At 38.0% G+C, this 13933-nt stretch carries 15 protein-coding genes; 6 read left to right on the top strand and 9 right to left on the bottom strand.

What is annotated here, in order from left to right; translation table 11 throughout:
- Positions 1-36: 36 nt before the first annotated feature.
- The 5 genes from dnaJ to PZ892_RS09310 form a co-directional block, all read right to left on the bottom strand.
- Positions 37-1185: a molecular chaperone DnaJ gene (gene dnaJ, locus PZ892_RS09330; protein ID WP_277710910.1), complete on the bottom strand. Its 1149-nt coding sequence runs from the start codon at positions 1183-1185 to the stop codon at positions 37-39.
- Between the two features lie 9 nt (positions 1186-1194).
- Entirely contained in the window at positions 1195-1716 is a 522-nt protein-coding gene (gene grpE / locus PZ892_RS09325) for a nucleotide exchange factor GrpE (RefSeq protein ID WP_094256471.1), read from the bottom strand.
- A gap of 139 nt (positions 1717-1855) precedes the next feature.
- The gene (locus PZ892_RS09320) at positions 1856-2539 is read right to left on the bottom strand and encodes an ATP-binding cassette domain-containing protein (RefSeq protein ID WP_094256470.1); all 684 of its coding nucleotides are present in this window, start codon (positions 2537-2539) and stop codon (positions 1856-1858) included.
- A gap of 6 nt (positions 2540-2545) precedes the next feature.
- Positions 2546-2749: a fructose-6-phosphate aldolase gene (locus PZ892_RS09315; RefSeq protein WP_094256469.1), complete on the bottom strand. Its 204-nt coding sequence runs from the start codon at positions 2747-2749 to the stop codon at positions 2546-2548.
- A 60-nt stretch (positions 2750-2809) separates the two neighbouring features.
- Entirely contained in the window at positions 2810-3826 is a 1017-nt protein-coding gene (locus tag PZ892_RS09310; protein WP_277712917.1) for an acyl-CoA reductase, read from the bottom strand.
- Positions 3827-3986: 160 nt separating this feature from the next.
- Here PZ892_RS09310 and PZ892_RS09305 point away from each other — a divergent pair, with 160 nt between their 5' ends.
- Both PZ892_RS09305 and PZ892_RS09300 read left to right on the top strand, forming a co-directional pair.
- Positions 3987-4337 (top strand): 4Fe-4S dicluster domain-containing protein, encoded by a 351-nt coding sequence (locus tag PZ892_RS09305; protein ID WP_094256468.1) that lies wholly within the window; start codon positions 3987-3989, stop codon positions 4335-4337.
- A 219-nt stretch (positions 4338-4556) separates the two neighbouring features.
- Positions 4557-6053, top strand: a complete 1497-nt coding sequence (locus PZ892_RS09300; protein WP_182498592.1) for a cation:dicarboxylase symporter family transporter — start codon at positions 4557-4559, stop codon at positions 6051-6053.
- Between the two features lie 74 nt (positions 6054-6127).
- Here PZ892_RS09300 and PZ892_RS09295 read toward each other — a convergent pair whose 3' ends face one another.
- Genes PZ892_RS09295 through PZ892_RS09280 form a run of 4 tightly spaced genes read right to left on the bottom strand, consistent with a single transcriptional unit; the run spans position 6128 to position 9624 of the window.
- Positions 6128-6937: a phosphate ABC transporter ATP-binding protein gene (locus tag PZ892_RS09295; protein WP_277712916.1), complete on the bottom strand. Its 810-nt coding sequence runs from the start codon at positions 6935-6937 to the stop codon at positions 6128-6130.
- The gene (locus tag PZ892_RS09290; protein WP_277712915.1) at positions 6892-7746 is read right to left on the bottom strand and encodes an ABC transporter permease subunit; all 855 of its coding nucleotides are present in this window, start codon (positions 7744-7746) and stop codon (positions 6892-6894) included. Before PZ892_RS09290 ends, PZ892_RS09295 begins: the two co-directional genes overlap by 46 nt.
- Positions 7743-8633, bottom strand: a complete 891-nt coding sequence (pstC, locus tag PZ892_RS09285) for a phosphate ABC transporter permease subunit PstC (RefSeq protein ID WP_277712914.1) — start codon at positions 8631-8633, stop codon at positions 7743-7745. The genes PZ892_RS09290 and pstC overlap by 4 nt, the downstream gene beginning before the upstream one ends.
- A complete protein-coding gene (locus PZ892_RS09280; RefSeq protein WP_277712913.1) occupies positions 8623-9624 on the bottom strand; it encodes a PstS family phosphate ABC transporter substrate-binding protein in 1002 nt (333 codons plus the stop codon). The genes pstC and PZ892_RS09280 overlap by 11 nt, the downstream gene beginning before the upstream one ends.
- A gap of 143 nt (positions 9625-9767) precedes the next feature.
- Here PZ892_RS09280 and PZ892_RS09275 point away from each other — a divergent pair, with 143 nt between their 5' ends.
- Genes PZ892_RS09275 through PZ892_RS09260 form a run of 4 tightly spaced genes read left to right on the top strand, consistent with a single transcriptional unit; the run spans position 9768 to position 13929 of the window.
- Positions 9768-11873 carry a HEPN domain-containing protein gene (locus tag PZ892_RS09275; RefSeq protein WP_277712912.1) on the top strand — a complete coding sequence of 702 codons (2106 nt, stop codon included), beginning with the start codon at positions 9768-9770 and terminating at the stop codon, positions 11871-11873.
- Between the two features lie 13 nt (positions 11874-11886).
- Positions 11887-12654, top strand: coding sequence for a uroporphyrinogen-III C-methyltransferase (cobA, locus tag PZ892_RS09270; RefSeq protein WP_182498596.1), 768 nt, complete (start codon positions 11887-11889; stop codon positions 12652-12654).
- Positions 12654-13247 carry a bifunctional precorrin-2 dehydrogenase/sirohydrochlorin ferrochelatase gene (locus PZ892_RS09265; protein WP_277712911.1) on the top strand — a complete coding sequence of 198 codons (594 nt, stop codon included), beginning with the start codon at positions 12654-12656 and terminating at the stop codon, positions 13245-13247. Before cobA ends, PZ892_RS09265 begins: the two co-directional genes overlap by 1 nt.
- The gene (locus tag PZ892_RS09260) at positions 13225-13929 is read left to right on the top strand and encodes a phosphoadenylyl-sulfate reductase (protein ID WP_277712910.1); all 705 of its coding nucleotides are present in this window, start codon (positions 13225-13227) and stop codon (positions 13927-13929) included. The genes PZ892_RS09265 and PZ892_RS09260 overlap by 23 nt, the downstream gene beginning before the upstream one ends.
- The last annotated feature ends 4 nt before the right edge of the window (positions 13930-13933 follow it).

The raw sequence follows: 13933 nt of genomic DNA, 5'->3' as shown, positions 1-13933 counted from the left end.
ACTATCTCAAATCTCACATCTCATATCTCAATACTCTTATTCAAAATACTCCTTAATCCTTTCAAAGAATGATTTCTCACTTTTTCCAGGTTGAGGTTTAAAGTTTGCTGAGTTTTTCAATTTCTCCAACAATTCCTTTTCCTCTTTGGATACTGTTTTTGGAGTCCATACATTGACATATACCAATTGATCTCCTTTATGATAAGAATTGACTTCTGGCAATCCTTTACCTTTCAATCTTAAAATCTTACCACCTTGAGTACCTGGTTCAATCTTGATTTTCGCTTTACCATCGATTGTAGGGATTTCTACGCTCGTACCTAGGGCAGCATCAGCAAAATTGATATATAGATCATAGATCACATTGATACCATCACGCTTTAATGTTTCGTGCGGAACTTCCTCAACCAAAATAATAAGGTCTCCAGGGATTCCTCCACGTGCTGCAGCATTACCTTTACCACTCATCGATAACTGCATGCCTTCACTTACACCTGCAGGGATATTGATAGATATGGTTTCTTCACCACGAACTAAACCTTCTCCCTTACAAACTGTACATTTTGCAGTGATTTCAACGCCCTCACCATTACAAGTAGGACAGGTGCTTGTTGTTTGCATCTGACCGAGAATGGTGTTGGTCACTCGGCGAACCGAACCTGAACCACCACAGGTATTACAAGTGTGATATGAATTTTTATCTTTTGCACCAGTACCATCACAGGTATTACATTTAACCTGCTTATTTACTTTTACTTTTTTCTCAACCCCTTTGGCAACTTCCTCAAGAGTCAATTTTACTTTGATCCTTAAATTGCTTCCTCGTTGAACACGACGACCTCCACGTGTGCCACCGCCACCACCAAAGAAACTTTCAAACGGATTTCCACCACCGAAAATATCTCCAAATTGACTGAAGATATCATCCATGTTCATGCCGCCACCGCCATATCCAGAAGCTGAATTGCCCGCATGACCAAATTGATCATAACGCTTTCTCTTCTCCGGATTGCTTAAAACCTCATAGGCCTCAGCAGCTTCCTTAAACTTGTCTTCAGCCTCCTTGTCACCAGGATTCTTATCCGGGTGATATTTAATGGCTAGTTTACGATATGATGTTTTTATTTCTGTTACTTCTGCCGTTCTGGAAACTCCAAGGACATCGTAATAATCTCTTTTTGACATCTTTTATATTTATTGACCTACAACTACTTTCGCAAATCTGATTACAGTGTCATTTAAGGTGTAACCCTTCTCAATAACATCAATAACCTTATCTTTCAAATCTGGACTAGGTGCAGGAATGAGGGTAATCGCTTCTTGAAACTCAGGATCAAATGGCTGGCCTAATACTTCGATCTCCTTAACCCCAAGTTGTTCCATCGTTTTTTTAAGCTTGTGATAAACCAAATCAATTCCTTGTTTCATTGGATCATCTGAAGAAACATCCTTCATAAAACTCAAAGAACGATCGAAATCATCAACTACAGGTAATAACTTTAAGATTACATCTTTACCAGCAGATTGCATCAAATCAATCTTCTCCTTCGCAGTTCTTTTCTTGTAATTATCAAACTCCGCTACCAATCGCGCATACTTATCGTTTGATTCATTTAACTTATTTGTCAGCTCTTCGGTCGCTGCAGATCCTTGCTCCACATTCTCCTCCGAATTGTTCATTTCTGGGTCTTGAATATTCTCGTTCTCGTTTATCATCTCCTAATAAATAACTTGTTTGTGTAACCTTAAGTACCGTTCCATCAATTTTTTTGCCAACAAAAAAAATCCGACATGCTGTCAGTGTTTCTTACATTCACTAGCAATAATGTCGGATTGATTTTACTACTGTCAGCTATTAAATGCTAACATTGTCATGCAACGCTCCGTCAGCAGTCTTCAGGATACGTGCAGGCATATTTCTAATAATTTGATAATCGTGTGTAGCCATTAATACTGCCGTCCCTGAGGATGCAATATCACGTAATAATAAAACTATCTCCTCCGAGGTAGCCGGGTCTAAGTTCCCAGTTGGCTCATCTGCCAAAATAATCTCTGGATTGTTTAATAATGCTCTCGCAATAACAACCCGCTGTTGCTCACCACCTGATAACTCATGTGGCATCTTCTTCAATTTCGAACGTAAGCCCACCTTTTCCAATACATCAATAATCCTGTTCTCGATTTGCGCTTTTTCCTTCCAGCCGGTAGCCTTCAAGGCAAACTCTAAATTCTTCTCTACCGTTCTATCGTTCAATAAATGGAAATCCTGAAATACAATGCCTAATTTACGTCTCAAATAGGGAACATCATTCTCATGAAGCTTCTTTAAATCAAATCCAGCAATCATACCCTCACCATTTGCAATGTACAAATCGCCATAGATTATTTTTAATAAACTACTCTTTCCTGAACCTGATTGCCCAATGAGGTATAAAAATTCCCCCTGTGCGATATCAAGGTTGACATCAGATAGTACAAGATGCTTCTGTTGATAGATTTCTACATGTTTAAGTTTGATAACTGTATTTGCTTCTCTCATGATAATTTATAAGTCGATTTTCTTAATCTGTCCAAATGGTAACTCCCGAACAACTTCCATAATATAGTCCGCTTTGTCCGATAAACCAATCTTGTCCAGTGATTTGTCAGGTCTGTCCACGCGAAAATAAGCCAAAAGCGTAAATGCATCGTCCCTTAACTGAACATAATCCGGAATTTTTGCCACACCTTTAACTTTAATTACATACATAGTCAAACAAAATTATAACTTTTTACGAATTCACACTCATATAACGACAATAAATGCTAATTATTGGTTCGCCAATAAAAAGGATAAGGTATTTACATTGTCCGCATAATCGTCTAATGCAGGATATTGACTCGCCCCAAATGGGAAAACCGGAACATCCCCCGCATGCAACTCTACATCCGACGTAATACACTGGATCTCATCCTGATGATCAATGATATATTTCTCTACCTCAGCAAGATCCTTGTAGTATTCAAAATGAACAACCGCCAGGGGAGAGGCTAAGCTGGAATCCTCCTTCAATAATAAAAATCCATTGTCAAAATGCTTATTCTTATTAATCAGGTATATGGATTTATTGAAATCATAATTGTTGTTATACTTAGCATGATCCTTGATCGGATGGAAAGATTCCAGATTATTCAGTAAATGAACAATATCATAACCCTCAGGAATGAATATTTTCGATACAGAACGGCATCCCAACCCAAAATAATCAAATATATCATGCCCCAACTTTTGCAATTCCTCATCACTTTCCTTTCCCGTTAATACAGATAGGGAGTTTCGATTTTTACGAATGATATGAGGTTTCTTTCCAAAGTAATATTCAAAATAACGAGCAGAATTATTACTTCCAGTTGCTATAACCAGGTCAAAATTCTCTAGTTTATCTACTAATTGAATTTGTTCCTTAAATAGTGGCTCTATTTCAATTAACTTATCAAGAACAAATTTGGTTAAACCTGCATCATCTGATGATACCTTAATCTTTGCAATAAAACCAGCTAATAAAACACACATGATATCATGAAATCCTACAAGAGGTAAATTACCAGCCAAAACTAAGCCCACAGATTTATTCTGATCAGTGTCTGGAACATCTTTTAACCATTTACTTAATTTTTCCTCAGTCAAATTATGTGCGATTGCCTTTATTTGTTGCTGAATATTCGCCTTGGTATACCATGCGTTTTTATGGACCGCAGTATCTAAGATAGAAGCATGATCCATTTCTGCTGATCTTAGGTATTCCCCAAGTTTTACGAAAGCATCTATTCTCTGTTTTCTTGTCAAAATCTTACTATTTAGAATTAATCTGTATTTTTTTTGCCGTATATTTGCCATATCAAAGTAAATAACTACTAATTTTGTATACTTTTATTTTTGAGTATATAGCATTAGTACTAACTTTGAAAGTGCAAAATTAGTTTATTATTTTATTGTAAGGATATAAATGGCAATTAAAATTACTGACGAATGTATAAATTGTGGGGCCTGCGAACCAGAATGCCCAAATAATGCAATCTATGATGCTGGTGTAACCTGGAAATTCTCCGATGGAACAGCTTTAGATGGTGTGATTGATTTTGGTGATGGCGTTACTTTGGATGCTAACGAATCACAAGATGCAATCTCTAATGAAGTGTATTATATAGTTTCTGATAAATGTACTGAGTGTGTGGGATTCCATGATGAACCCCAGTGTGCAGCAGTTTGTCCTGTAGATTGTTGTGTTGAAGATGAGGATGTACGCGAAACAGAAGAAGAATTGTTAGCTAAAAAAGCTTGGCTTCACGCTGAATAATCAGATTGTTCTAAGATATTATCAAAACCACCCCCAAAAAGGTGGTTTTTTTTGTTTTTTCCCGACTGCTCACATTCAAGTTATTAACCCAAAATTAGTGCTTTTCTCCGTCCGTTCCGAAAATACTATAACGTAAAAGATTTGGTTTGCAGCTCTATTTTTTTATTTTTGTTCGTCTAAAAAGTTAAAAAAAGAAATAAATAACCTTATTAAATCTACATGTCTAAAAAAACCACAGGATATATATTGCTTGTAACTATTGCGATAGCGTCTATCCTGACCATCCTTTATGAATTCAATCTTGCTGCTATTCCTGCATCTTTGATGATGGGAGTTCGTTGGATTACCGCAATTGTCTTAGTCTTAAATGCAATCATGCGAAAAGGTTTGACTACTTGGATCCTGACCTGTATGGTATTGGGTATTTTCGTAGGATTAGATTTTCCTGATGTCGCTAAAGCCTTGCAACCCCTAAGCCAGGGATTTATTAAATTGGTAAAAACAATCGTCGGACCAATTTTATTCGCAACATTGGTTTTTGGTATTGCTGGGCATTCAGACTTGAAACAAGTAGGACGTATGGCCTGGAAATCCATGTTGTACTTCTTCTGTGCTACGACCTGTGCTATTTTTATCGGTCTTGCTGCGATCAACTTAACAAAGGCAGGAGTAGGTATCGACATCGAACATATGCCGCATGAAGAACTTCCCCAAACTTCAGCTGTATCCGATTCTGATAAAATCGCCTTAGAACATATCGACGAAAGTGCACATTGGATCTATAAATTCACCTCTTTCTTTAGAGACACTTTCCCTGAGAATATCGTAAAATCTGTATATGAAAATAAAGTCCTTCAAATCGTAGTATTTGCCGTTATTTTCGGTATTGGACTCGCAATGGTGGAAGAAAAGAAACGAAAGCCCTTCGTGGACTTCGCCGAATCGCTCTCCGAAGCCATGTTCAAATTTACCAATCTCGTTATGCTTTTCGCGCCAATCGGAGTAGGTGCAGCAATGGCATATACCGTGGGTCACCTCGGAATTGATATCCTCAAAAACCTCTTTATGCTTTTGGCAACCCTATACCTAGCGCTGATATTCTTCCTAGGTGGTATTTTATTGCCAGTAGCTCTATATCTAAAGATTCCTATCAGACAGTTTATCAATGCCATTAAAGAACCTGTATCCATCGCATTTGCTACCACAAGCTCGGATGCAGCTCTGCCTAAAGCGATGAGTGCCATGGAGAAATTCGGTGTACCAAGGAAAATCGTTTCTTTCGTTATTCCTACAGGGTATAGCTTTAACCTCGATGGTACCTCTTTATACCTTTCATTGGCCTCAATCTTTGTTGCCCAAGCTGCAGGTATCCACTTGTCATTTGGCCAACAATTAATGATCGCTTTTACCCTAATGATTACTTCTAAGGGAGTAGCAGCTGTGCCTCGAGCATCTTTAATCATTTTGATTGCTACTGCTGACCAATTCGGATTACCAGTATTTGTAATTGCAGCAATCCTAGGTATTGACGAATTGATGGATATGGCTAGAACCTCAGTGAACGTAATTGGTAACTGTTTAGCAACCGTTGTAGTTGCCAAATGGGAAGGGGAATTCGATGAAGCCGCACCATTCAGGAAAGATACCGATGAAGATGGACTCGAAGAAATAGCCGAGACCATTGAAGAAGGTCCTGAAGGTGAAACCAGAACTTAATTTAACTAAACAACAAAAATAATAAAGGGAGCTTTTCAATTGAATCGCTCCCTTTTTCTATCTATTAATTGTGATTATGAAATAAATCCTTTAACATATTGCTGGGTGATTTCATGCTGTGGATCCAATAAAACCTGCTCTGATTTACCAAATTCTATCACCTCACCGTTATATAGAAACAAAATATAATCGGAAACCCTACGAGCCTGTCTCAAAATATGAGTGACCAATACAATGGTATAATCTTGTTTTAGTTGAATCAATAAATTCTCAATGACTTGTGTTGAAATCGGGTCAAGGGCTGAGGTCGATTCATCTCCCAAAATAATCTCTGGCTCAACTGCTAAACCTCTGGCTAAACATAATCGCTGTTGCTGACCAATAGAAAGCCTACTGGCTGAACTATCTAACCGATCCTTGACCTCATTCCATAAACCTACGTTTTTTAATTGCCTTTCTACAATGGCTTGGAGGGACTTTTTGTCTTTGTTCCCGTGTATCCTAGGACCATATGCAATATTATCAAATATGGACATGGGCAATGGAAATGGCTTTTGTGATAATAAGCCCATTTTCTTCCGAATATGTGTAACCTCTGCATCGGGACCATAAATATCCTCGCCATTGACCAAAACAGATCCTGTCACTTTTACATCCGTGGAATCATCCAAAAGTCGGTTTAAGGTCTTTAACAAAGTTGTTTTGCCACAACCTGATGGTCCAATAATAGAGGTAATACAATTGTTGGGGATTTCTAAGTTGATATCCTTTAGAATATGTTGATCTTCTACATAAACATTTAAACCCTTAATCTCTATATGTGGATTAACCTGATGGATTATGTCCTGTGTTTTTTCTGTTTCGATGCTAGATATTGCGTACATATAACGATAAGTAAAATGATAATTGTTAAAATTAATGCGGAGGCATAAGCCCGACCTTGAACTTCTGGTATAGGACTGCTCAATTGGAAAAATATGGCTAAAGGCAGCGTAGCAGTAGGCTCATCCAAATAAAGTGGGATGTTGTCACTAAAGCCTGTAGTCAGTAAAACCCCAGCCACATCGCCAATAGCTCTGCCAAATGCTAATAAAATAGCCGTAAATAACCCTGGTTTAATATAAGCTAGCATAACCTTGGCTGATTCCCATCGTGTAGCACCCAATGAACTCGTGATGTGACTTAAGTCCGTTGGTACAGTCTGGATTAACTCATCTATGGTCCGAACAACAATAGGAATCGTTAATAGCGTAATGGTAATTACCCCACCAATCAGAGAAGCCCGAACGCCCAACCAAACCATAATACTGAAGGCTATTGCCCCATAAACTATGGATGGAATCCCAAATAGAACATCAAAAATCAATTTAGAAAATCTGCTAATCCTTGAACCCTTTTTGGAGTAAATATTTAAGAAAATACAAATAGGAATCCCTATGATGGTCGCTAATAAAGTGGAAAGACCAGCTAAATAGAGGGAACCCAAAATTGCATTCAGGATTCCACCACTTTTTCCAACATAAAAACCACCCTCAGGAGTTTTAGTAATCATATCCAGACTCAAATGTGGAAGCCCCTTATATAGAATGGTCCCAACGATAAAAAATAACGAACCTGTAATTATGATTCCAGACCCTTGCATTAATATCTTGGCAATTCTTTCTTTTCTCAATCTCTTGTTGATATTGCTCATATATTTTTTGCCTCCATTCTCTTTAAAATTCCCCTGGAAATTAAATTAAACCCTAAAATGATCACAAATAGGAGCAAAGCCGCAAACATCAAGGCCGAATCGTATTTCGGAATTGACATCATCTCCCCAAAATTATTGGCAATCAAAGCTGGTAATGGATAACCGGCATCAAAGATGGTTTTAGGAATTTTTGGAATATTCCCACAAACCATCAATACAGCAATGGTCTCTCCAAATGCCCTGGAAACTGCCAGTACAATAGCTGCCATGATTCCTGGCCTCGCTTTCTTCAACACAACCTGCTGGATCGTCTCTAATTTCGTCGCTCCGAGGGATAAGGAAACCGAACGTAATTCCTTCGGAATAGTTTGCAAAACCTCTACCATGATGCTGACCATAATTGGAAAAATCATCACCGCAAGGACAATCCCGCCTGAAAAAACTGAGTATCCAGTGCTGCTAATCCCAAATATTGGCGCTATGTACTCTCCAATCATTGGAACCACAAATAAGACTCCCCAAACTCCATATAAAACCGGTGGAATCGCTGCTAATATATTCACCAAGGGTAATACAAAATTTCGCAACTTGCTCCCCGCATACTCAACTAAATAAACCGAAGCTGCCAAACATAATGGAACTGCAATAAGGAGGGAAATCATAGTTACCCAAATCGTCCCCATAATAAAAGGTAGAAATCCAAAATTCCCTTTCATAGGTGACCAAATACTGCTGCTCAAAATATTCCATAAGGATTCCTGTGCAATTAAAGGCTCCGATTTGATGCTAAGTCCTACTACAATAGCCAATATGACTAGTAAACAGATCCCTAGTAAAATCCCGGAAAGATCCTTTATTATTTTATCTTTTAATAATCTATAATTCACTGGCCAATAGTTTATTGCTTTCTTCTTTGATCATTTCTTTTTTCAATGGAACAAATCCATTCTCTAATAAATATGCCTGGGATTTGTCTGTCATGACGAACCGAACAAATTCATCTAACAACTTGGATTCATATTTCTTATTTAGGACAAACATCAATTCCCGTGCTGGTGGGGAAGGATACAGTCCAGTTGCAACTGCATTGGTTAAACTATCCAGCTCCTTATAAAAGCTTTCCTGTTCATCTATTCGATGATTCGAATTGAGATCCAATGGAAGAGCAACGATATTCTCAGCTGTCTTTTTACTGTTTAAATCAAATACATAGTTAATATTATTGAATCCTATTGATAGTGGATTGTCTTTGATTGCTTGTGCCAATCCCGGATCCCCAAATATTCCAATACCAGAAAGCTCCTCTTGTGTAGCCCCCAGATATTTAGCCCATGTCTCTGCTGCTCCTGCAGCATCTGACCGAACGTAAACCTCTATATTCTTATTGACAAAACTGGGATCTAAATCACTCCACTTTTTAATTTTCCCTGTTACAAAAATGCCCTTAAGTTCTTCTTGACTTAATCCGCGTTTTAATAAACTTTCAATATTCGGATGTTTACTATTCAATGTACCAATCACGGCATCATTGGCTACGACTACAGGTAATGCTCCTTTTTCAATTTCAATGGGATGTAAATCCCGGGACACCAATCCTATATCAACCATATTGGATAATACATCAGAAATCCCTTTTCCTGCACCGCCTGCCGAAATATTAAATCGAACATTCGGATGTATTTTCTTGAAATCTTCGCTCCATAAAACAGCAATAGGATACAAAGCGAATGCTCCTGAAATAGAAATTGTGCCCACATATCCTTTCTCTGGATCATAGCCTTGATCAACTTTCGGCGAACAAGAAAATGTTACAAAAAAAATTAATGAACTTAATATCAACACTTTAATACCTGTATTTCTTTGTTTTTTGAGCATCATTAAAAAATAATTACACAAATATATAGTAATTTGGTAGACTTTGTATAGTAATTTTATAATTATTTTATACATTTGTTCCATAAACGTTAACAATAACCTAACTAAAGGGGTGTTTAATTACCTTTTTAATAATAGAAGATAGAATGCAGAGCTTTAGGACAGAATTAGAAAACCCTGTAGTAGAACAGGAAATCATTGAATTAGAAAAGAAAATTCAGGCATATCGGAAAGGGGAGTTGCCAGATGAAAAGTTTAGATCTCTTCGCTTGGCTAGGGGAGTCTATGGTCAGAGACAACCCGGAGTTCAAATGGTGCGTATAAAACTGCCTTTTGGAAAAGTTACCTTCCAACAGATTTTGAAAATTGCCGCAATATCGGATGAATACGCAAGTAAAAACCTGCACCTCACAACTCGTCAGGATATTCAAATCCACTTTGTGAGCTTGGACAAAACTCCGGAACTATGGGCAAAACTTGCTGAGGATGATATGACCCTTCGTGAAGCATGTGGAAATACTGTTCGTAACGTAACGGCTTCGCCAACCGCTGGAATTGATCCAGATGAACCATTTGATGTTTCGCCTTATGCTCATAAAACTTTTACCTACTTCGTCAGAAATCCAATCTGCGCTGAGATGGGTAGAAAATTCAAAATCTCATTCTCGGCCTCAGACAAGGATTCCGCATTCTCCTATATCCATGACTTTGGATTTATTCCTAAAATAAGGATGGTTGATGGCAAAGAGCAAAGAGGTTTTAAGGTTATGCTTGGCGGCGGACTCGGAGCTCAACCTATTCTGGCTCATGAAGTCTACGAATTCCTCCCTGAAGATGAAATTCTACCTTATGCCGAAGCTACTATCCGTGTATTTGACCGATATGGTGAACGTAATAACAGAAATAAAGCAAGATTCAAATTCCTGGTTCAAAAATTAGGTCTTGAAACAGTACTTAACTTGATCGAAGAAGAAAAAATCGCCGTTAAAAATAAACGTGTAACCTTTGATAGAGATGCTGTTCAGCAACCTCAGCCTCCAAGCGCTATAGTTCATGAAGAAACCCCAAATGATTTGCTAGGATTTGAACTTTGGAAATCCACAAATTGCTTTGAACAAAAGCAAGAAGGTTATTATGGCGTTTATGCCAATATCCAAACTGGAGATATTTCTACTGATAAGGCTAGAAAACTAATTGATGGTATAAAGGATCATGTGGCAGACGATATTCGGATTACGCAAGATCAAAATCTACTTTTTAAATACGTTAGACCTGAATCCTTAGCAGCTGTATACAATGTTCTGCTAAGCTTAGGATTCGCAAAACCTGGTTATAATAGCACTGCAGATATTACGACCTGCCCCGGAACTGATACTTGTAACCTGGGAATTTCGAACTCAACAGAAATGGCCAGAGTATTGGAAAACTATATCCATGAATTTCATCAGGATTTTATCAAAGAAAAAGAACTGAAGATTAAAATTTCTGGCTGTATGAACTCCTGTGGTCAACATGGTCTTGCCCATATAGGCTTCCATGGTAGCTCTGTAAAGGTTAATGGAAATGTAGTTCCTGCAGCTCAAGTGATGCTCGGAGGTGGAACGCTTGGCGATGGAAAAGGCCGCGTTGCTGATCGGGTAATCAAAGTTCCAACGAAAAGAGTGCTTCAAGTAGTTGATGTTATCTTGTCTGATTTCAAGGCAGGTAAAAATAATGATCAATCGTTCATCGAATATTATGAACAACAAGGAAAGGACCATTTCTATAGACTGCTGAAGCCTTTAGCTGAACTGAGTAATCTAAGTCCTGATGAACATATTGATTGGGGACACGAAACAAGTTTTGAAACGGCAATTGGTGTAGGTGAATGTGCTGGCGTAGTGATTGACTTGGTGGCAACACTTTTATTGGAAGCTGAAGAAAAATTAGAACTCGCAGATCTGGCATTTGAGAGAAAACAATATGCAGATGCCATCTACCATGCTTACAGTTCTTTCGTGTGGACAGCAAAAGCACTGTTACTGGATAAAGGAATTAATGCTTCAACACAAACTGCAGTCATACAAGAGTTTGACAACAATTATGTAAACGAGGAATACTTCCAGTTTCCATCCACATTTGCAGATAGAGTATTACAAATAAATAAATATGAGCCTTCGGAAGAGTTTGCAAGAACCTATTTATTGCAGGCCAAAGGATTTTGCCTGGAAGCAAAAGAACGTAGAGAAGAATGGCGTGTAGTAAACCAATAAGAGAGGAGAGAAAATGAAGGAAATTAAACCATTTGTAACTTTAGTTGGCGCAGGTCCAGGCGACCCCGATTTGATTACCCTGAAAGGAATCAAAGCCATACAAAAAGCTGACGTCATCCTGTATGACGCATTGGTGAATGAAGAATTATTAGAATTAGCTTCTGAACATTGTACTAAAATATATGTAGGCAAAAGAGCCGAACAACTATCAACTTCTCAAGATCAGATTAATCAACTGCTGGTGGATTATGCATTGACTCATGGACATGTGGTTAGATTGAAAGGTGGTGATCCTTTTGTCTTTGGCCGTGGTGGTGAAGAAATTGATTTTGTTCGTCAATTTGATATCCCTACAGCTGTTGTACCAGGTTTGTCTTCATCCATTAGTTTAACAGGATTACAACAGATCCCATTGACTTATCGCGGAATCGCTGAATCTTTCTGGGTAATCACCGGTGCAACCAAAGCCGGATATCTTTCTGAAGATTTATATAAAGCAGTCCATACTAATGCTACAGTAGTTGTTCTTATGGGATTTGCTAAACTTAAGGAAATCATTGAATTATATAAGAATAATAATAAAGCGGATTTACCTATTGCGCTAATCCAAAATGGATCGCTTCCGAATGAGAAAATCGTATTGGGAAGGGTTGATAATATTCTGGAACAGGCTGAGGCTTCTGCAATTGGGGTCCCTGCAATTATTATTTTGGGTGAGGTAGTCGCCAAGCACCTGGAGTTTGAAAATGTTAAACAACAACTGCAATTTATTGAAGCTTAATGAATACACTTTTTCCAATATATGTCAAATTAGATCAGATTGAAACCTTATTGGTAGGTGCTGGACCGGTTGGATTGGAAAAAATTCAAGCCTTGATTAGTAATTCGCCACAAGCTAAAGTGAAAGTAGTAGCATTGGAGGTATCTGAAGAGTTCTATCTCTTTATTCAAGATAACCCTAATATTGAGTTACATCATCGCGCTTTTTCAGCAGTTGATCTCTTTGGAAAACAACTTGTCATATTGGCAACAAATAATCCCAAATTAAATAATCAGGTCCGCGAATTATGTGCTAATCACCATATTTTATTAAATGTGGCTGATAAACCTTCGCTATGTGATTTCTATCTGGGATCCGTCGTACAAAAAGGCAATCTAAAAATCGGGATTTCTACAAATGGAAAATCTCCAACCATCGCAAAACGAATCAAGGAATTTTTGAATGAGTTGCTACCAGAGGAAATCGATGAAACCCTAAATCTCATGTCCGACCTGAGAAATCAACTAGCAGGTGACCTGAAAGAGAAAATAAACGTGCTTAATGCACATACCGAACAGTTAATTAAACAAAATGAATACGATCGAGCAAATTAAATCCGACTTAAATGAGGCTGATGCCCGGTCTATTATTCAATATATAGACCAGAATTTCGCTGAAAAGGCTGTATTCTCTACATCCTTTGGAATTGAAGATCAAGTTTTAACGCATTTCCTCGCACTTGAAAATGCTAAAATCAACATTTTCACTCTGGATACTGGCCGTCTTTTCCCGGAAACATATTATGTATGGAACAGAACCCTAGACCTATATAACTTAAATATCAAAGCTTTTTATCCCCAAACTCAAGCTGTGGAACAGCTTCTTGAAACGAAAGGCCCGTCAAGTTTTTATAATTCAGTGGAGGACCGCAAAGAATGCTGCCATATCCGAAAAATTGAACCTCTAAAAAGAGCAATTAATGGCTATCAAGTTTGGATTACTGGAATTAGAGCTGAGCAATCAATCAATAGAGACCAAATGGAATTCGTAGAATGGGATGAACAGAACCAAATCATTAAAATTCACCCGCTTTACAATTGGTCCTTAAATGACGTAGAAAAATATTTGAAAGACAATTTTGTACCCTACAATCCCTTGCATGATAAAGGATTCGTAAGTATTGGTTGTCAACCTTGTACAAGGGCTGTACAAGAAGGTGAGGACTTCCGCGCTGGCCGATGGTGGTGGGAGGATAAATCAAAGAAGGAGTGTGGTTTACATGTGACACATAAATAATTAG

Origin of the sequence: Sphingobacterium sp. WM, from assembly GCF_029542465.1 — a bacterium.
Lineage (GTDB): Bacteria > Bacteroidota > Bacteroidia > Sphingobacteriales > Sphingobacteriaceae > Sphingobacterium > Sphingobacterium cellulitidis.
The sequence above is the reverse complement of the archived record's forward strand: the minus strand, read 5'-3'. Positions and strand labels throughout refer to the sequence as shown.